This is a genomic window from Planococcus alkaliphilus (assembly GCF_057031095.1).
In genome coordinates this window covers 1,488,855-1,509,118 of sequence record NZ_CM168060.1, presented here as the reverse complement: position 1 = coordinate 1,509,118, position 20,264 = coordinate 1,488,855, and the positions used below count along the sequence as shown (strand labels likewise).

The following is a 20,264-nucleotide window of genomic DNA, read 5'->3' as shown; positions in this document are numbered from 1 at the left end:
TTAATCTTAAGGACTCCCTGAATCCTTGTCAACCTTTTTTGACAAACGCCGTTTTTTTTACAATAATACAAAGTAGGTGAAAAGAATTTCCATGCCGCTTTTCTTTTTCTCACGAATCCAATTAAATAAGTTCCAAGGAGGTGCTACATGAACCGCAAATGGCCAATCGTTCTTATTTTATTTATTTTATTGGCCGCCGGCAGCCTGCCTGCCGCAAAAGTTCCGGCTGCCTATGCCGCTGGTACGGATATGAAAATATCCGCTTCCACCGTCAATATCCGAAGCGGTCCGGGCTTATCGTATAGCGTCACCGGTTCCTTGTCTAAAGGTGAAACCGTTAACGTCGTTTCGCAGTCGGATGAATGGTATGAAGTAAATATCGACGGCGAAACCGGCTGGATCGCCTCTTGGCTGACGACTTCTGCTGGCAATTCTTCCGAAAGTGGCGCGTCGGGCGAGACCGCCGTTTCGACTGTAGACCGGCTGAATGTCCGCGCACAACCGGATTTATCGTCATCCGTCTTGACGCAAATGAATGCAGGGGAACAAGCGACAATCGTCCAACAAACCGGTGATTGGGTTGAAATCGACTTCCATAATACACGCGGCTTTGTTTCCAAACAATACATAAGCGTTTCCGAAAGCTCGGTCAGCAGCCCTTCGCCTGAAGCGGCGGCAGTATCTTCTTTTGAGATTGCTGTAGATGCATTGAATGTCCGCACGAAACCGGATCTGAATTCCGACGTGAAAGATTTAGTGCGCAAAGGCAAAGTCTTCCCGATCAAGTCGATGGAAGGCAATTGGGTCGAAATTGAACTGAGCGCGAATGACAGCGGATGGGTATATGCGTTTCATGGCCATTTATCCGATCAAAGCGCAAACGCTGTTTCCGGCACCGATACGGAAGTGGTGACTGTCTTGACAGATGGCACCAATCTCCGCTCGAAGCCTTCAACTTCTTCTGAAGTCGTCAGCCGCACAAATGCCGGAGAACGTTTGTCGGTCATCGGCCAAGACGGCGACTGGTATAAAGTTTCCTTGCCTGGCGGACAAGATGCCTATATCGCGACTTGGGTCGTGACGAGCGGCGAAACGGAAACTGTCCAGCAAGAAAAGAAAGAAAAACCTGACCGAAAAGCTGGCACATTAGACGGCTTGACAATTGTCATCGACCCCGGGCATGGCGGAAATGATGGCGGTACAGTCGGTGCACGGGATACCGAAGAAAAAGACTTGACCTTGAAAACGGCTGAAACTTTGACGCACCATCTCCGTTCTGCTGGAGCGGAAGTGGTGCTGACCCGGCAGTCCGATGTCTACGTCGATTTGAGAAAACGCGTTTCCACAGGGCACCAGGTGGCGGCGGACGCCTTTATCTCGCTTCACTACGATGCGACAAATGACAGCAGCGTCTCTGGATTCACCACGTATTATTTGCATGATTACCAAGAACCGCTTGCTGAATACATCAACGCAGGGCTCGGCAAGAAAATTGATCTGCGCGACCGCGGCGTCCAGCCCGGAAATTATTTAGTGCTGCGCGAAAACCGCCAGCCCGCTGTTCTCGTTGAACTGGGCTTCCTCAGCAATTACAACGACGAACGCATCGTTTCGACCGGCAAATTCCGCGACCAAGCCGCACTTGGCTTGTACAACGGCATTATCCAATATTTCGATGCACAATTAGAAGAATAGAAAAACAATGCGGAGCTTTTCTTCCGCATTGTTTTTTTGTGCATTTTGGGTATTCTGCAAACAAACTGGATGATTCCGCAAAGAAAGTCCGATATTCCGCAAATAAACTCTTTTATTCTGCAAACAACGCGGCTTTTCCCGCAAATAAAACAAAAAACCGGTTCGAAGGATCTCCCCTCCGAGCCGATTTTGTCATTTTGATTCTACTACGATCGTTACAGGGCCGTCATTGACGAGTTCCACATCCATCATCGCACCAAAAACCCCGGTTTCGACTTTCAAACCGTTGTTCCGGAGTGCATCGTTGAACGCTTCCCAGATCGGTTCAGCCGTTTCCGGACGCGCCGCTTGGATAAAGCTTGGGCGCCGCCCTTTTTTCACATCGCCATAAAGCGTGAACTGTGAAATCGATAAGATGTCTCCGCCATTTTCCAAAATCGAACGGTTCATCTTGCCATCTTCGTCTTCAAACAACCGCAATTGGGCAATTTTCCCTGCTACGTAGTCAACATCTTTTTGTGTATCTTCATGCGTAACGCCGACGAGCAGGACGTAGCCCGATTCGATCGAACCCGTCACTTCCCCGTCAACGGTTACGGATGCTTCTTTTGAACGCTGCAAAACAACTCTCATAGTTCCTCCTTAGTTCGTGACGCGGCGAACGGAATAGACATCCGGAATCTGTTTGATGCGTTCCACTACCCGGTTCAGATGCGTAATATGCGGAATCAGGATCGTCATGTTGATCGTCGCGATTTTATTCGAATCGGCTCGGCCGCTGACGGCAGCGATGGTCGTTTTCGCTTCGCTGACCATCTGCATCACTTCGTTGATGAGGCCGGTGCGATCGTAAGCTTCCACTTCGATATCGATTTGGTAGTCTTTCTTTTCCGGAAGCCCCGAATTGTCCCATTCAACCGGGATCAAGCGGTCCATCTGATCGGCATGGATATTCGGGCAATCGGCACGGTGCACAGAAACCCCGCGCCCTTTCGTAATAAACCCGATGATGCTGTCGCCTGGAACCGGGTTGCAGCATTTGGACAAGCGGATCATCATATTGTCGATGCCACGCACGATGACACCGGATTCCGTTTGTTTCCGCGGCGTATGGGATTTCATTTCCACGGTCAATTTCTCGATCGCTTCTTCCTGCTCACGTTTTTTGCGCTCGCGTTCAGCCAACCGGTTGACGACTTGCTGCGCAGTCATGCCGTTAAAGCCGACTGCCGCATACATATCTTCTTCGCCGGCGAAATTGAATTTCTCGCAAACCCGTTTGATGTTTTCGTTCGTCAACACATCTTTTGGAATGAAATCCTGCGCTTTGATTTCTTTTTCGACGAGTTCTTTTCCTTTTTGGACATTATCAACCCGCAATTGCTTTTTGAAGAATTGCTTGATCTTATTTTTCGTCTGCGTCGACTTGGCGATTTTCAGCCAGTCGCGGCTAGGGCCGAACGATTGCTTCGAAGTGAGAATTTCCACGATGTCGCCCGTTTTCAATTCAGTATCAAGCGGGACCATTTTCCCATTCACTTTTGCGCCGATGGTTTTATTGCCGATTTCCGAATGGACACGGTACGCGAAATCAATCGGCACCGACCCAGCCGGCATTTCGATTACGTCGCCTTTTGGTGAGAAAACATAGACCATATCCGAGAACAGGTCGAATTTCAAGGATTCCATAAACTCTTCCGCGTTGTCCGCTTCGTTCTGGAAATCCAGGATTTCACGGAACCACGTCAGACGCGAATCGACGGTATTCTTTGGCATGTCGACTTTTTTGCCTTCTTTATAGGCCCAGTGGGCAGCGACCCCGTATTCTGCGATGCGGTGCATCTCTTCTGTCCGGATCTGCACTTCCAACGGATCCCCTTGCGGCCCGATTACCGTTGTATGAAGCGATTGGTAAAGATTCTGTTTCGGCATGGCAATATAATCTTTGAAACGGCCGGGCATCGGCTTCCATGTCGAGTGGATGATGCCGAGCACCGCGTAGCAGTCCTTGATGCTTTCAACGGTTACCCGGACAGCGAGTAGATCATAGATTTCGTTAAACTGCTTGTTTTGAATCGCCATTTTGCGGTAGATGCTGTAAATATGTTTTGGACGTCCAAAAAGATCCGCCTTTATCTCAACTTCATTGAGCTGCTTGCGGATTTCATCCATGACATTATTCAAGTATTCTTCGCGTTCGGTGCGTTTCTTTTTCATCAGGTTGACGATGCGGTAATATTGCTGCGGATTTAAATAACGAAGGGCTGTGTCTTCTAATTCCCATTTTATGGTATTGATTCCGAGACGATGTGCAATCGGCGCGAAAATCTCTAATGTCTCGTTCGCTTTCATGCGCTGTTTTTCGACAGACTGGTATTTCAAAGTCCGCAGATTATGCAGACGGTCCGCTAGTTTGATCAAGATGACGCGGATATCCTGCGCCATAGCGACGAACATTTTGCGGTGATTTTCTGCTTGCTGCTCTTCTTTGGACATGTATTTAATCTTGCTTAATTTTGTCACGCCATCTACAAGCATTGCGACTTCTTCGTCAAAATCACGGACAATGTCTTCGCGGCTGACTGTCGTGTCTTCAACGACATCATGCAAAAAGCCTGCTGCGACAGTTGCTGGGTCCATTTGAAGTTCTGCGAGTATGCCAGCCACTTGCACCGGGTGGACGATATACGGTTCACCGGATTTACGGAGCTGTCCTTCATGGGCTTTAAGCGCTACTTCATAAGCTCGTTTAATTGTTTTTACATGATCGGCATTCATATAAGACGCAACCATCTCGAATACGTCTTCAGGTGTCCTTACTAAATCTTTCGCCATAATTGCCCACCTTGCTTTTAATTTTTCGAAAAGTATATCTTTCTATTATAAAAACCAACAGGTGTAAAAGTAAAGCTTTGTTGCAATTATCCTTTAATTGTTTCACAAATCCGCCTTAATTTTGTCAACAATGGCCGTCTTGTTTCCTTTTCCGATAGAAACAGACTTTTTAGCTGAAGCAATGCAATGGATATTTTCCACTTTTACATTTACTGCTGGCTGCTTTCCGCCTGCAATCGAAATGTCTGCCGAAGCGGTGCAGAAACCGGAAACTTTCCCGTTTGCAAGAGAGACATTTGCCGCTTTATACTGGATGGCCGCAACTGGATTATTTGCGTAATCATAGCCCGGATCCCCGATAAAGCGGAAACGGTTGATGGCGACGTTTCGGAAACCCGATACGACTAATGCGCGCGGAGACGATCCCGCATACATATCCGCGAAAACCGGCGCTATGGAGACGAGATTTTGCGCAGCAATATTATAGGCACTGAGAGAATCCGGATCTTCCGCTTTATGATGCCCAATATGGCGGAAATTGAACGACCGGTTGTCGTGAACCGATAGATGCCCGGAAATAAAAACACCGGTTGCAGCTGATGAAGTGGCGTGGGCTTTGATTTCCAGTCCGCCGAAGCAGCGCGCTGTTGAATTGTTCGACAGCCAGACAAAACGGGAGCCATCATCAATTTCGATGCCGTTTGAATTGGAAAAGCCTTTTTTATGGGAGCGGCCGCTTGGGTCGCAGAAATGTGAATTGGATATGAAAATATAATCGCTGTGGTGGGTTGTGATGCCGTCATCTCCAAATCCATAGCCGCTCGCCCGGTCGAGCCAAATAAACTTGCTGCCGCCTCTCGCCCGGATGCCGTCGCCGCCGTAGTTATAGGTAGGAGACGAAATATCGAAGCAGTGCAGCCCCGGGTTATATGCTGCGACGTTTTTCACCCAGCCATATGTCAGATGGGCATAAGTCAGACAGCTGGAATGATTGAGGCCGGCGCTTGTGTTTTCAACATTGCCGAGGCGTTCCACATTCCAATCCAAACTTAAATTTTCAACAGAAATGTGGTGGTTGCCCTTCACATAATTTCTATTGGTTACGAGCCGCTGTTTTTTCAGCGCTTCATCGTGGAGCCGGATCACCGTCGCCCCTTTTCCTGCTCCGCGGAGCCTGGTCCAAGAAGGCAGTTCGATTTTCCGTACGATGAATATGCCAGCAGGGACTAAAACATCTACATAGCCGCTGCCGATCGCTTTACGGAAGGCCTCTGTAGAGTCGGTCATTCCGTCTCCAACTGCGCCGAAAGATTCCACATTGACGATTCGTTGAAAAGAACGTTCGAGATTCGCATATTCCCTGTCTAATCCGCCTTTCCATTCGGGTACAGCTTCATCAGCAACCACTTTAACGGAATAATTGTGTGGATCCAGCGTTGAATGTTTTTTGCCAGTCATTGCCCATAAACGCTCCATCCATGATTTCCGGTACTGGCTGTTGAGGGGAAGCGGCTTTGAATTTTTTAAGGACCTAAAATATTCGATCGTTTCTTTTGTGGTCTCCGCTAACGACTGTGGACTGTCTAAAATAGCCGCTATCAATTCTTTATTTTTTCCAGGATCGTGGTATTTGCTTAATTCCATTTCCATCACCTCTCCTTTCCATACCCCGGCATCTATAAAAAAATCCCTCTGCCATAAGGCAGAGAGAAATCGATTAATATTGAAGCAAAGTCATGACGTCGTAGCCGTCTAAGTTTTTGCGTCCATCCAGATACGTCAATTCGATCAAGAATGCACAGCCGACAACAACGCCGCCAAGCTGTTCAACCAAGTTGATCGTAGCGCCGATCGTACCGCCAGTCGCTAAAAGATCATCGGTGATCAATACTTTTTGGCCAGGTTTAATGGCATCTTTGTGCATCGTCAAAATATCTTTTCCGTATTCAAGGCCGTATTCAGCGCGAATCACTTCACGCGGCAATTTTCCTTCTTTGCGGACCGGCGCAAAGCCGATTCCAAGCGCATAGGCTACCGGGCAGCCAATGATGAATCCACGGGCTTCAGGGCCGACGATAATGTCTGCGCCTACAGTTTTAGCGTATTCCACCATTTGGTCTGTCGCGTATTTATACGCTTCGCCGTTATCCATGATTGTCGTGATGTCTTTGAAGCTGATGCCAGGTTTCGGCCAATCTTCAACAATTGTTACGTACTGCTTTAAATCCATATCTGTTCTTCCTCCTTGGCTGATACTTTCGCATCAAACCACTCTTTTAAGTCTTTATAAGATGCATACAAAAGCTTTTGTTCCAATGCAATCTGCTGTTCCCGCTTCTTGTAGATCGGCGCTTCCGACAAATCACGTTTTCCTGGAGATTCAGCAAGCTCTGTAAGTCCATTGTTAAGTGTAACAAAACCGAGTTCAAAAAACACCTGCAGCATGAAAAATATTGACTCCCGGCTCCAGCCTTTATGCTTTGCCAGTTCATCGCCATGCTTTTTGAAATCGAACGTCCCCCGCTTTTTAAGAAACGCAAACAGCCATTTAAATTGCTCGCGCGTAGGGATCTGCTCGAAATACTGCGATTCCTTTGCATAGAAATGAGCATAGATTCGCTGCGGTTTTAAAATCGACAATATTGTGGCTAATTGCTCTTCCGTGTCCGGCATATCGAGCAGCACCAGATGGTGTTTCGGCTCATCCAATCCACCCAAAGCTTCCGGGCTATAGATGGGCTCATCGATCAGCGTTCGGAAAACCGCTGCTGTATCCGGCTTAAAGGCAAGGAAAACCTGCCCCTTCTCAGGAATCAGCTTCGACCAGCGCGATACCTGGCGGATGCCCCGTATATCGAATAATTGCCACTGATCTGTCCGCACATCTTCTACCATTAATTGCGGTTTCTTGCGGCCGTTCCATTCATTGATCTGCAAGTCGCCAATTACGTCAATTTTCACATCCGGCGTCAATTCATCGCCTATCGGCCCGATGCCAAAACCTACCGCATCCAGGGTTCCCGAGTTTTGTGCAAGCTCCATCTTCAAATGATTCTGTGCGGCACCGATCTTCCGGATGGACGAAACCGTCACGCCTTCCAAGAAAAACTTCGGCTTCGCAAAGCCCATCCCAAAAGGAGCAAGGTAGCGCATCGATTCAATCGTCTCAATATCGATTTCATCCAGTCTGACCGGAATGTCAATTTCCACGACCGGAATCAAATCTTCCGCCGTCAAGCTGTCTTTTGCTTGGCGATTCAATCGCTCACGCAGTTCATCGACATGCGCCATTTGGAGCGTCATGCCGGCTGCCATCGGGTGTCCCCCGAAATGCGGCAAAATATCCCGGTTAACCGCAAGCTCGTTATAGAGATGGAAGCCGTCGATGCTTCGGGCAGAACCTTTCGCTTTTCCGGTTTCCGGATTCAGCGACAAGACAATGGACGGACGGTAATATTTTTCCGTCAGTTTGGATGCAACGATCCCGACCACTCCCGGATTCCATCCTTCCTGTGCCACCACAATGACATAGGGCGGCTCGTCCGGATAACGCTGGTCCACTTGAGCTATGGCTTCATCTGTTATTTTCTTTACGATCGCCTGGCGTTCTTTATTCAAGACATCAAGGCCGCCTGCCAAGTTCCGCGCTTCTCCTGGATCGTCTGTCATGAACAATTTTACGGCAGGGTCTGCATCTTGCAGCCGTCCAATTGCGTTAATACGAGGACCGAACATAAAGCCGATCGTTTCTTCTGTGATTTCACGCTGCTTGACGCCTGACACTTCTGCCAAAGCTTCGATAGCAGGACGCGGTGAATTTTGAAGCGCCGAAAGTCCTTCTTTGACGAACAAACGGTTCTCATCATGCAGCGGTACAAGATCCGCGATGGTACCGATCGCAACGAGTTCAAGCAAATGATCCGGCACATCTTCGTACAAGGCTTGAGCCATTTTAAAAGCCACACCGACTCCTGCCAGTTCACCAAAAGGATATTGCCCTTCCGGATGCCGCGGATGGACGATAGCGAGTGCGTCCGGCATCGTGTCGCCGATGTCATGGTGGTCACTGATAATGACTTCCATGCCTAAATCATTGGCAAATGCCACTTCGTCAATGCCCGATATGCCATTATCGACTGTAACGATCAATTTAACGCCTTCGTCAAATGCTTGCTGGAACAATTCCTTATTCGGACCATAGCCATGCTTGAACCGGTTCGGAATCTTGAATATGGCATCTGCTCCCAAATCTTCTAAAACCGTCATCATGACTGTTGTGCTTGTCACTCCATCGGCGTCGTAATCGCCGTAAACCATAATTTTTTCCTGGGATTCAATGGCCTGGCGTATCCGCTCGACAGCTATATCCATATCTTTCATCAAATAAGGATTATGTATGCCGCTTGGGTCCAAGGCCATAAACTTTTTGGCTGTGTCGGCGCTTGTAATGCCGCGCGTCACCAGAATTTTTGCCAAGACGGACGAAATTGATAATTCCTTTTGAATTTCTTCTACTAAATTTTCATCAGGCGTCGTTAAGCGCCATCTTTTTTTCGACTCAATCATCCTCATTCACTTCCTTACCCGTTCATTATACAGAAATTTTCCTAAGACAAAAAGGAACAGTCCCAAATTACTTTTGGGACTGTTCCTTTTGCGACGAAGCTAGCGCAGCGATGCAGGAGCAATGGTATAATTACATACTCTATTAGAAGCAGCGGGGGCTCCCCAATAAGTCGAGTAATGACTTATTGGGAAGCCCCCTTTGGATTAAAGCCGTGCTTTTTCGTCTGTGATGATCATCGCTTCCGGCTCCACGCCGGCTTTCTGGTATTCCGCGATTTCATTTTGCTGAGTGGCGATCAAGGATTCCTTCACAGCCATTTCTTTTTGAAGCGCCTTTACTTTCCGCTGCAAAGTGAATGTCCGGATAATGCCGACCACTCCGCTTAACAGGAACCCGAGCAGCGCAGAAGCTAAAATGACGAGGATCAACGGCCATTCCGCTTCCCCAAATACATAATTGACCGGAACAGGGTCTACGTTTACCGTCGCAAAAATGGCAATAATTACAGCGAATAAGAGTCCTAACAATACGAGCCATTGATATTTCATATGGGTTATCCCCTTTCGAATAAATAAAAAAATGGAACAAGGTCATATTATCTATACCCTGTTCCATTTCCTTTATAAACTTATCCTGCTTATACGACAGGCTCGTCAGAACCCCATTTGCTTTTCTCTTCCAATTTCTCGATGTCGATTGGCCCTTTTTTATTCAGTTCACGTTTCTTCAACACAAGCCATAATTGAGCTGCGATGAAAATAGAAGAATACGTACCGGCAATTAAACCGATCAATAACGCGATCGAGAAGTTTGTGATCGATGGTGCCCCAAAAATCAATAGCGCGATTACAACCAATACAACGGTCAACACCGTATTCACTGAACGCCCAAGCGTCTGGCGAAGCGATTTGTTGACAACTTCTTCTAGAGCATGGAGCGATTCAATTTTCTTCATGCGTTTCATATTCTCGCGGATACGGTCGAATGTGACAATCGTATCGTTGATCGAATAACCGACGATGGTCAATACGGCCGCGATGAAAGTAATGTCTACTTCCAGTCGAAGCAAACTGAACACGGCAATGATGAAGAATGCATCGTGCAGCAATGCGACGATAGAAGCGACACCCATGCGCCATTCAAATCGGAATGCGACATAGATAATGATTCCAATTGCGGCATAAGCCAATGCTTGAATAGCGTTTTTAGCCAATTCGATTCCGACAGTAGGAGAAACGGTTGAAATATTCGGCTCTGCACCGTATTCTTCCATCGCTACAGCTTTCAGATCATTGATCTGTTCTTGGCTAAAATCATCTGTATAACGGGCAACTCCGATATTGTTATCATCACCGGAAATAACAACGCCTTCTGTTTCGTATCCAGCTTCATCCAAGAAGCTTTCAACTTCCTCTTTCGTCAGCGCTGAATCCGCAGTGATTTCAACACGTGTACCGCTTGAGAAATCGATTCCCAGATTAAGCCTGAATATACCGATTACAACCATTCCGGCTACAATCAAAGCAATAGAGGCGATAAAGAATTTATTGCGGTTGCGGGCAAAGTCGAAACGGTCGAAACGAGTCGACAAATCCAGAATTTCAAGATTTTCTTCCGGTTTATGGACAAGCGATTTACGCAAACCGAATAATCCGTATTTGCCATCCAGCACGCCGCTGTGAACCCATAAGCCAAGAAGCAAACGAGAACCCCAAACAGCGGTCAAGAAGCTGACCAAAATCGAGATGATCAATAGTGTCGCGAATCCTTTAACTGAGCTCGTCCCGAAAATGAAGAGCACGATCGCTGCAATCAAAGTCGTGACGTTTGCATCCAGAATTGCCGAGAACGAACTAGCAGCTCCCGCTTTAAACGAATCTTTGATCGAACGGCCAGTACGCATTTCTTCGCGAATCCGCTCGTACGTGATGATATTGGCATCGACTGCCATCCCGACACCGAGCATGATTGCCGCAATCCCTGGGAGCGTCAAAACGCCGCCGATCATTTCGAATACCAGAAGGATCAGGTAAACGTAGACCGATAAGGTGATGACTGCAATAAGGCCTGGCAAACGATAATAAACCAGCATGAACAGCAGGACAAGCGCAATACCGACTGCTGCTGCAAATACCGTTTGATCCAATGCTTGAGCGCCGAATTGTGCACCTACGGAAGTCGAGTAGATTTCCTCAAGGGCTACAGGAAGCGCTCCGGCATTTAAAATACCGGCTAAGTTTTGAGTTTCCTCAACAGTGAAAGCACCAGAAATTTCGACTGAAGGTGAATTGATGCGCTGTGAAACGCGCGGTGCTGAAACGAATTTCGGATCAGGCTTCGCCATTTCAGCTGCGTAAGAATCCACGCCTTCTTCAAAATCCAACCAGATGACCAAGACGTTGCTTGGCGGCGGCATTTGAGAAATTTCGCTCGTGATTTCAGCGAATTTGCCAGGATCATTCAATTCAAGCGTTACAACCGGCTGGCCATTTTCATCGAAGTTAGCAGCTGCTCCGCCTTGCTTCAAATCATTGCCGGCAAGCATGACTTCATCTTCCGCATTGCGGAAAGTCAAGTTTGCTTCTGTGGATAAAAGTTCCCGGGCAGTCGCCTGGTCCTCCACTCCAGCAAGCTGGACACGAATACGGTCATCCCCTTCAATTTGGATGACAGGCTCGCTGACGCCGAGTACGTTGATCCGGCTAAGCAAAGCATCCGTCGTGTCTGCTAAAACATCTTGAGTGATTTCCTGTCCGTCTTCAAGGTCAGTCACTTCATAAAGAACTTCAAATCCACCTTGAAGATCCAGACCTAATTTAATGTCTTTTGCGATGGGTAAACTCGTGGTGCCAATCATTCCTATCAGTACGATGACCAGTAAGAAAAAGGCTATAATACGACCTCTTGCTTTCATATGTAACTTTCCTCCTCAGTGTGAAAAACACAGCACTATCATTATGAAACAGGTGCTGAACCGTGTCAAATCGAAGTTGGTTTTTTGTTCGATGGACGAAGCAGCTGTTCTAAGTCCTCTTGTCCGCTTTCCGTAAACCAATTTCCGCCCTTCAAACCTTCAACTTGATGATAGGCAACGAATTCGGAGGCGGTCATCTCCATAATGTCATTAACCATTTCGTGCAGGCGCATCGTTTCAACTTCTTTTTTCCGCCATTTTTTCTTTACACAATATTGCCACAAATCTTCAGGCGTGAAAGTATCGTATTGGAAATAATGAAATTCCGAACATTTGCTTTCGAGCGCAGGCAAAACCATTTCGTATTGTTCGGTAAATTTTAACATATTAGATCTCCTTTCAGCCGTTCTTTTCCATTGTATACGAATGAAGGAAAGTTTAGAACAATCTTTTGTTGTATTTGGAACATCTTCAGCTTAAATTATTCAAAAAAAATCGCCTTCTAGTCGAAGGCGAAATTTTTATTAGATCGTCGATTTAGCAGATTCAACAACGCGAGCGATTGCTTGGCGTTCGAATTGCATACGCGTTCCGTCAGCAACTGTGATGTAGACAGTTGCATCGTCAACAGCGTCGACTAGGCCATGAAGGCCGCCGATCGTGACAATGCGGTCTCCACGGCGCAATTCCGACTGCATATTCGCTGTTGCTTTCTGGCGTTTTTGAGCAGGACGGATGATGAAAAACCACATTAACAAGAACATCAATAGTAATGGTGATAAGGCTATTAAAGTATCCATTTTTCAATTTCCCCCTTTCACTTTCTATCTGTGTTTAGAAATTTTTAGCGTTTGGCTTATTGAAACCGTAAGCTTCAAAAAATTCTTCGCGGAAATCTCCCAGGCGGTCCTCACGAATCGCTTGGCGCACCTGTTCCATTAAGTTTAACAGAAAATGAAGATTATGATAACTAGTAAGTCGGATTCCGAAGGTTTCATCTGTACGGATCAAATGATGGACATATGCACGTGTGTAATTTGTGCATGTGTAGCAGTCGCATTTTTCATCAATCGGACCGAAATCACGTTTAAACGCCGCGTTTTTCACATTCAAGCGGCCTGTGCTCGTCATCAATGTACCGTTGCGTGCAATGCGCGTCGGCAATACGCAGTCGAACATGTCAATGCCGCGGATGGCCCCGTCAATCAATGAATCCGGTGAGCCAACGCCCATCAAATAGCGCGGCTTGTTTTCCGGAAGCAATGGCGTTGTGAATTCAAGGGCACGGTTCATGACATCTTTCGGTTCGCCTACAGACAACCCGCCGATTGCGTAACCCGGGAAATCAAGCGATACCAAATCGCGTGCGCTTTGCTGGCGCAAGTCTTCGTATTCGCCGCCTTGCACGATTCCGAACAAACCTTGGTCGTTTTTGCGGGCATGCGCTTCTAAGCAGCGTTCTGCCCAACGGGACGTCCGTTCCACACTCGACTTCATATATTCATGAGAGGCTGGATACGGCGGACATTCGTCGAAAGCCATCATGATGTCGGATCCCAGATCATTTTGGATCTCCATCGCTTTTTCCGGGCTCAAGAACAATTTATCGCCGTTCATGTGATTGCGGAAGTGAACGCCTTCTTCTTTGATATTGCGGAATTCACTTAATGAGAATACTTGGAAACCGCCTGAATCCGTTAAAATCGGGCGATCCCAGTTCATGAATTTATGCAGGCCGCCTGCTTCTTTGATGACGTCATTCCCTGGGCGCAGCCATAGGTGATACGTATTGCTCAAGATGATTCCAGCGTTCATCGCTTTCAATTCTTCCGGCGACATCGTTTTCACTGTCGCTTGCGTTCCGACTGGCATAAAGGCAGGCGTTTCAAAAGAACCGTGCGGTGTGTGGACGATCCCTAAGCGGGCACCTGTCTGTTTGCATGTTTTTATATGTTCATACCATACTGCTTGCGTCATTGATGAGTCTCCTTTTTCTGTGGTTCAATGAACATCGCGTCTCCGAAACTGAAAAAGCGGTAGCGTTCATTAACAGCTTCATTATAAGCATTTAAAATATTTTCACGGTTCGACAAGGCGCTGACAAGCATGACCAAGGTCGATTTCGGCAAATGGAAATTCGTGATTAAACCGTCGATCGCTTTAAACTCAAAGCCCGGGAAAATGAAGATATCGGTCCAGCCGCTGTCTTCTTTCAATTCACCGCCAAATTTGCTCGCGACGGTTTCAAGCGTCCGCGTTGACGTCGTTCCGACTGAAACCACGCGATTGCCGCGTTTTTTCGTTTCATTGATCAGTTCAGCTGTTTCCTGATTGATGCGGTAAAACTCCGCATGCATCGTATGCTCTTCGATCGAATCGACCGACACCGGACGGAACGTGCCGAGGCCGACATGCAGTGTAATAAAAGCAATATTGACGCCTTTCGCACGGATTTCATCTAGAAGCTCATCCGTGAAGTGAAGGCCTGCTGTCGGAGCCGCAGCGCTTCCCCGCTCTTTTGCAAAAACGGTTTGGTAGCGTTCCTGATCTTCAAGCTTTTCACGGATATAAGGCGGCAAAGGCATTTCGCCTAATTGCTCCAAAATCTCGTAGAAAATGCCGTCATAGACCATTTTAAAATGGCGTCCGCCATGATCAAGGATGCCGGTGCATTCCGCTTTTAAAAGCCCGTCTCCGAACGAAATCACCGTTCCGATTTTCACTTTCTTCGCAGGCTTCACAAGCGTTTCCCACACATCGTCTTCAATTTGCTTCAGCAGCAATAATTCGATATGGGCACCTGTCTCTTCTTTGACGCCCATTAAACGGGCCGGCAGTACGCGTGTGTCATTCAATACTAAGGTGTCGCCCGCTTCTAAATGCTCGGTGATATCCCGGAAATGGCGGTGCGTGATGGCGCCAGTTTCTTTATCCATTACTAAGAGCCGGCTCGAAGTCCGGTCAAGCAAAGGCGTTTGGGCAATCAATTCTTCTGGCAAGTGGAAATCAAAATCATTAACATTCATGTCAAAAAACTTCCTTCATTTGGAGTCATTCAGGCATTTCCATATTGAAATGCTCATATGCTGTATGGGTCACGACGCGGCCTCTTGGGGTCCGTTGGATAAAACCGATTTGCAGCAAGTAGGGTTCATAGACATCTTCGATCGTCGTCGATTCTTCCCCGATGCTTGCGGCAATCGTATCCAATCCAACCGGGCCTCCCCGGAAGCGCGTAATCATGCCCATCATTAATTTATGGTCGATATGGTCGAGGCCAAGCGGATCAACCTGCAGCATCTCAAGTGCTTGAGATGCCATTTCTTCTGTAATCGTCCCGTTGCCGCGCACTTGCGCAAAATCACGGACCCGTTTCAATAAACGGTTTGCAATACGCGGAGTTCCACGGGAGCGCCGTGCAATTTCAACAGCCGCATGCGGATCGATCTCCGCTTCGAATAGCTGCGAACTCCGAATCACAATATCCGTGAGTGATTCGGTATCGTAATAGTCAAGGCGCGCATGCACCCCGAAACGATCTCGAAGCGGCGCAGATAAAGCACCAGCCCGAGTTGTCGCACCAATCAAAGTGAAAGGCGGCAAATCAAGGCGCACAGACCGTGCAGTCGGCCCTTTTCCGACGACGATATCGAGGCAGAAATCCTCCATTGCCGGATACAGCACTTCTTCGATCGACCGGTTCAAGCGGTGGATCTCATCAATGAATAAGACGTCGCCCGGTTCTAAAGACGACACAATCGCCGCCAAATCCCCAGGACGTTCAATCGCAGGCCCGCTCGTCATTTTGACGTTGACCGCCATTTCATTGGCGATTACAGCAGCAAGCGTTGTTTTACCGAGTCCGGGAGGCCCGTACAACAATACATGGTCCAGACTTTCTTCGCGCATTTTCGCCGCTTCGATAAATATCTCCAAGCTATGTTTTACTTTTTGCTGGCCGATATACTGGGATAAAAACTGCGGCCGCAGCGACTGTTCAAAGCGTTCGTCAAATTCGGAAATTTCACCGCCAATTACGCGTTCTTCCATGCCGTTCGCCTCCTTTTCATCAGTTTTGTTTCAATAATAATTGCAAAGCTTTCTTCATATAGCCTTCCGTATCCAGATCCAAGTCTTTCAGCTTCGGCTTCACTTTCGCAATTTCGCGTTCAGAATAGCCGAGTGCGCCCAGTGCAAGCATCGCTTCTTCAAGTTCCATATCGTCATTTGACAATAAGCCTTGGAAGTTATCCGATTCAAGCGGCTCGCCGAAGAATTCCGCGAGCTTCCCTTTTAAATCGAGGATCATCTGGCGGGCCGTTTTCTTTCCGACGCCCGGGAATTTCACCAAATACGATTCATCTTCCCGTTCGATCGCTTCAATGACGTGCTGCGGCTGACCGCTTGCTAGGATCGCTAAAGCACCTTTAGGACCGATGCCGGAGACAGAAATCAATTTACGGAATAATTCACGCTGCTCCAAGGTCGGGAAACCGAATAATAATTGCGCATCTTCACGGACATGGTGATGCAGGAAAACCTGCAGCTCTTCCGATCCGAACGAATACGGATTCGGCGCAAAAATCTGCCAGCCGATGCCTTGCTGTTCCACTACCAAATATTCAGGAGTCACTCGCGTAACCGTCCCTTTTATGTAATCGTACATTCTATTCGCCCCTTCAATTTAACCTATTGATTATAGCATATTTGTTCCCCTTTTACGAAACAAACCCGTTCCGAAAACGTCCGTGGTAAAATAGAAGAAATCATTTAAAAAAGCTGGAGGATTCCCATGAAAAAACTTTACGGCGAACAGCGGCGCCAAATCCTGCTGGAAAAATTAAAAACAGCCGAAGAACCATTGACCGGCGGCGAACTCGCAGCTTTTGCAAATGTTTCGCGGCAAGTGATCGTTGGAGACATGACGCTGTTAAAAGCAAAGAATGAACCGATCATTGCGACCAGCCAGGGTTACCTCTATATGAATAACCAGCCGAATCCCGAAATCAGCCGGACCATCGCCTGCCACCACCAGCCGGATGACACGGAACGCGAATTGAAAGTTCTCGTTTCCACCGGCGTAACGGTTAAAGACGTATCCGTCGAACATCCAGTCTATGGTGAACTCACTGCCGGCATCCATGTATCGAACCATCAAGAAGTCGACGCCTTCATGCAGCGCGTCCGTGAGACCGGCGCAAGTTATTTGTTGGAGCTGACCGGCGGCACCCACCTCCATACGATTACTGCCCCGAATGTTGCGATGCTTGAACAAGCGATTGCGGCGATGCGCGAAAACGGCTTTTTGCTGGAGGAAAATGAATAAATTCATGCTGGAAATCCTGAAACCGTTCGCCGGTTTCAGGATTTTTTCTTTTATTTGCGGAAATGGTGTTGTTGTTTGCGGAATACCTTAGTTTATTTGCGGAATCTGCATTGTTGTTTGCGGGATAAGCGAGTTTATTTGCGCAATCCTCTATTTTATTTGCAGAAACCGCTGCTAGGCAGAAAAAATCCCACGGCGCCATCGCCGCGGGATTCTGTCACTCGCTCTTATACGTATAATACGACCCCAGACTTTTCACTTCGCAGCCAAGCGCTGTAAGTTCCTCGAACGCCCCTCTCATCATCGGTGCCTGTTCGTCTTCTAAGACGTCAGTGATGAAGAAATAATTGCCGAGGCCGGTTTTAAGCGGACGTGATTCGATTTTGCTCAAGTTAAGCTGGCGCCATGCAAAGACGGAAAGTACCTGGTGAAGCACGCCGGAACGGTCGTCTTTCGGCGGCGAAATCATCAAGGTCGTTTTCACTTGGCCTTCGTGGCTCGGATCTTCCAGGCGGTGATTGGTTTTCGACAACACAAAAAAGCGGGTATGGTTGAAATGGAAATCATGGATATCGCGCTGCAGAATCGTCAAGCCGTATTTCTCGGCTGAAAATTCATTGCCGATCGCCGCAATATTGCGTTCCGGTATCTCGCTGACCATTTTCGCTGCAGCGGCCGTCGAGCTGTATTGTTCAAGCGGTGTGTTTTTATATGTATAGTAAAGAAATTTATGGCATTGCGCCAACGCATGCGGGTGTGAATAGATCGCTTCCAATGATTCTGCCCCTGCATTTTCCGGATGCACCAATAAATGCTGGCTGATCGGTGAAAGCACTTCAGCCACCACGTATAATTGCGCTTCATGGAATAAATAATCGACCGTCAACGGAACAGATCCTTCTAATGCATTTTCCAGCGGCACGACAGCATACTCGACGCTGCCTTCTGCCACTGCTTCTATGCATTCAGGAATGGAAGTGAATGGAACTAATGTGCTGCTCGGAAAGACACGTGAAGCTGCCAAATGCGTAAAAGACGCTTCCGGCCCTAAAAAAGAAATTCGGTTTTTCAAACTTTTTTCAGCCATCCAACCACTCCTCTATTAAGATAATCCACTTGAAACCACATCAGCCGACTCGACAAAATCAAGTTTTTTCAGCTGCTGCAGGAAAGTTTCCAACTCCAACTCCATCGCCGTTACATCCAAGGAAAGCGTGACATTGGCACGGCCTTGGATCGGAATGGTTTGATGAATGGTCAAAATATTGCACCGGGCTTCCGCAACCGACTGCAATAATGTCGCAAGCGTTCCCGACCGGTCCTCAAGCTGCAAGAACACTGTCAAGATCCGCTCTTTGACAATTGAGTGGAACGGGAATACAGCGTCCCGGTATTTATAGAACGCGGAACGCGAAAGGCCTGTTTTATTGACTGCGTCTAATATGGACATGTGTTCGCGCTGCAGCAGTCTTTTCACTTCAAGCGTTTTTTGCATCGCTTCCGTCAAAACGTCTTCGCGCACCAAATAATACCGTTGTTCTGATATATCCTTCATCCATTAACCCTCCATCTAAAGAGAAACTAAACCCAGCCGGCACAAGTGGCCAGCTGAGCTCTATCCGGACTGATCCTCCGATCAATCCATAAATTCAAATTCAAATTCCAACAATCGAACCGTGTCGCCGTTTTCAGCGCCGCGTTCGCGAAGTGCATCATCAATCCCCATGCCGCGCATTTGGCGGGCAAATCGGCGGATTGAATCTTCACGCGAGAAGTCGGTCATCTTGAAAAGACGCTCGATTGCGTAGCCTGAAAGAACAAACGAACCATCCGAATCGCGTGTAATTTCAAAGCCGTCGCCTTGCGCTTCGTGCTTGTACAATACAGAGCTTTCAGACTCGTCTGCCGCTTCGTCGATCAATGGGAATTCTGGAGTGACTTCTACTAGATCCGTCACTGCGAATAAAAGATTAGACAAACCTTGGCGAGATAGCGCTGAAATCGGGAAGATTTGTGCATCTTCCGGCATTTTCTCGCGGAATTTCTTCAAATTCTCTTCCGAATCCGGCATATCCATCTTGTTCGCCACAATGACTTGCGGACGTTCTGTCAGACGCATATTGTACTGCTTCAACTCTTCATTGATGGTCACGTAATCCTCATACGGATCACGGCCTTCCATCCCCGACATATCGATTACGTGGATGATAACCCGCGTACGTTCTATATGGCGCAGGAATTGATGCCCAAGGCCAACACCTTCATGCGCGCCTTCAATCAATCCTGGCAAATCGGCCATAACGAAACTGCGGTGGTCATCTGTTTCAACCATTCCGAGATTCGGTACGATCGTTGTAAAGTGGTATTCAGCGATTTTCGGTTTTGCAGCCGAAACGACTGACAATAAAGTAGATTTCCCGACACTCGGGAATCCGACTAAACCGGCATCTGCCAATACTTTCAATTCCAATATAACATTGCGCTCAAATCCAGGTTCCCCTTTTTCCGATAATTCCGGAGCCGGGTTCTGCGGCGTCGCAAAACGGGAATTTCCGCGTCCGCCGCGTCCACCGCGAGCAATGACAGCTGTCTGTCCGTGTTCTACTAAATCGGCGATCGTTTCGCCTGTATCTGCATCTTTTACAACCGTGCCAGGCGGAACTTTGATGATCAAATCCGAAGCTTTCGCACCGTGTTTATTGGCGCTCATGCCGTGTGTACCGCGGTCTGCCTTGAAAATCCGTTTATAGCGGAAATCCATCAATGTGCGCAAGCCTTCTTCAACGATAAAGACAACATCCGCGCCTTTACCGCCGTCGCCGCCTGCAGGCCCCCCGTTCGGTACATATTTTTCGCGGCGGAATGCGACCATTCCATCTCCGCCGTCCCCACCTCTAACATAAACTTTTACGTGATCGACAAACATA

General features: G+C 47.7%; 18 protein-coding genes. 2 read left to right on the top strand and 16 right to left on the bottom strand.

All coding sequences use genetic code 11. The features are described from left to right. Nucleotides 1-147 precede the first annotated feature (147 nt). Nucleotides 148-1,695 (top strand): N-acetylmuramoyl-L-alanine amidase family protein, encoded by a 1,548-nt coding sequence (locus AC2EXB_RS07795; protein ID WP_483604308.1) that lies wholly within the window; start codon nt 148-150, stop codon nt 1,693-1,695. A 192-nt stretch (nt 1,696-1,887) separates the two neighbouring features. On the opposite strand, the gene dtd is transcribed toward AC2EXB_RS07795, so the two are convergent. From dtd to ruvA, 13 genes are all read right to left on the bottom strand, one after another. Continuing rightward, entirely contained in the window at nt 1,888-2,328 is a 441-nt protein-coding gene (dtd, locus tag AC2EXB_RS07790; RefSeq protein ID WP_483604307.1) for a D-aminoacyl-tRNA deacylase, read from the bottom strand. Nucleotides 2,329-2,337: 9 nt separating this feature from the next. Further along, complete coding sequence (locus AC2EXB_RS07785; RefSeq protein WP_483604306.1) at nt 2,338-4,530, bottom strand: RelA/SpoT family protein; 2,193 nt, start codon at nt 4,528-4,530, stop codon at nt 2,338-2,340. Between the two features lie 102 nt (nt 4,531-4,632). Then, a complete protein-coding gene (locus AC2EXB_RS07780) occupies nt 4,633-6,174 on the bottom strand; it encodes a glycosyl hydrolase family 28-related protein (protein ID WP_483604305.1) in 1,542 nt (513 codons plus the stop codon). A gap of 73 nt (nt 6,175-6,247) precedes the next feature. After that, nucleotides 6,248-6,760 (bottom strand): adenine phosphoribosyltransferase, encoded by a 513-nt coding sequence (locus tag AC2EXB_RS07775; protein WP_251478686.1) that lies wholly within the window; start codon nt 6,758-6,760, stop codon nt 6,248-6,250. Further along, a complete protein-coding gene (gene recJ, locus AC2EXB_RS07770; protein ID WP_483604304.1) occupies nt 6,751-9,096 on the bottom strand; it encodes a single-stranded-DNA-specific exonuclease RecJ in 2,346 nt (781 codons plus the stop codon). Before recJ ends, AC2EXB_RS07775 begins: the two co-directional genes overlap by 10 nt. A gap of 204 nt (nt 9,097-9,300) precedes the next feature. Beyond that, entirely contained in the window at nt 9,301-9,645 is a 345-nt protein-coding gene (locus AC2EXB_RS07765; protein ID WP_483604303.1) for a LapA family protein, read from the bottom strand. An 89-nt stretch (nt 9,646-9,734) separates the two neighbouring features. Continuing rightward, entirely contained in the window at nt 9,735-12,011 is a 2,277-nt protein-coding gene (gene secDF / locus AC2EXB_RS07760) for a protein translocase subunit SecDF (protein ID WP_483604302.1), read from the bottom strand. 65 nt (nt 12,012-12,076) lie between these two features. After that, the gene (locus tag AC2EXB_RS07755) at nt 12,077-12,397 is read right to left on the bottom strand and encodes a post-transcriptional regulator (RefSeq protein WP_235199005.1); all 321 of its coding nucleotides are present in this window, start codon (nt 12,395-12,397) and stop codon (nt 12,077-12,079) included. Between the two features lie 138 nt (nt 12,398-12,535). After that, complete coding sequence (gene yajC, locus AC2EXB_RS07750; RefSeq protein WP_235199004.1) at nt 12,536-12,811, bottom strand: preprotein translocase subunit YajC; 276 nt, start codon at nt 12,809-12,811, stop codon at nt 12,536-12,538. Between the two features lie 34 nt (nt 12,812-12,845). Then, entirely contained in the window at nt 12,846-13,988 is a 1,143-nt protein-coding gene (gene tgt, locus AC2EXB_RS07745) for a tRNA guanosine(34) transglycosylase Tgt (protein ID WP_235199003.1), read from the bottom strand. Beyond that, nucleotides 13,985-15,037: a tRNA preQ1(34) S-adenosylmethionine ribosyltransferase-isomerase QueA gene (queA, locus tag AC2EXB_RS07740; RefSeq protein ID WP_235199002.1), complete on the bottom strand. Its 1,053-nt coding sequence runs from the start codon at nt 15,035-15,037 to the stop codon at nt 13,985-13,987. Before queA ends, tgt begins: the two co-directional genes overlap by 4 nt. A gap of 25 nt (nt 15,038-15,062) precedes the next feature. Further along, entirely contained in the window at nt 15,063-16,061 is a 999-nt protein-coding gene (ruvB, locus tag AC2EXB_RS07735) for a Holliday junction branch migration DNA helicase RuvB (RefSeq protein ID WP_483604301.1), read from the bottom strand. A 19-nt stretch (nt 16,062-16,080) separates the two neighbouring features. Continuing rightward, the gene (gene ruvA, locus AC2EXB_RS07730) at nt 16,081-16,677 is read right to left on the bottom strand and encodes a Holliday junction branch migration protein RuvA (RefSeq protein WP_483604300.1); all 597 of its coding nucleotides are present in this window, start codon (nt 16,675-16,677) and stop codon (nt 16,081-16,083) included. A 126-nt stretch (nt 16,678-16,803) separates the two neighbouring features. Here ruvA and AC2EXB_RS07725 point away from each other — a divergent pair, with 126 nt between their 5' ends. Next, nucleotides 16,804-17,337 (top strand): transcription repressor NadR, encoded by a 534-nt coding sequence (locus tag AC2EXB_RS07725; RefSeq protein WP_251478669.1) that lies wholly within the window; start codon nt 16,804-16,806, stop codon nt 17,335-17,337. Nucleotides 17,338-17,554: 217 nt separating this feature from the next. On the opposite strand, the gene pheA is transcribed toward AC2EXB_RS07725, so the two are convergent. From pheA to obgE, 3 genes are all read right to left on the bottom strand, one after another. After that, a complete protein-coding gene (pheA, locus tag AC2EXB_RS07720; RefSeq protein ID WP_483604299.1) occupies nt 17,555-18,424 on the bottom strand; it encodes a prephenate dehydratase in 870 nt (289 codons plus the stop codon). A gap of 15 nt (nt 18,425-18,439) precedes the next feature. Beyond that, nucleotides 18,440-18,892, bottom strand: a complete 453-nt coding sequence (locus AC2EXB_RS07715) for an ACT domain-containing protein (protein WP_285835964.1) — start codon at nt 18,890-18,892, stop codon at nt 18,440-18,442. Nucleotides 18,893-18,973: 81 nt separating this feature from the next. After that, complete coding sequence (gene obgE / locus AC2EXB_RS07710) at nt 18,974-20,263, bottom strand: GTPase ObgE (RefSeq protein WP_483604298.1); 1,290 nt, start codon at nt 20,261-20,263, stop codon at nt 18,974-18,976. Nucleotide 20,264: the final 1 nt, after the last annotated feature.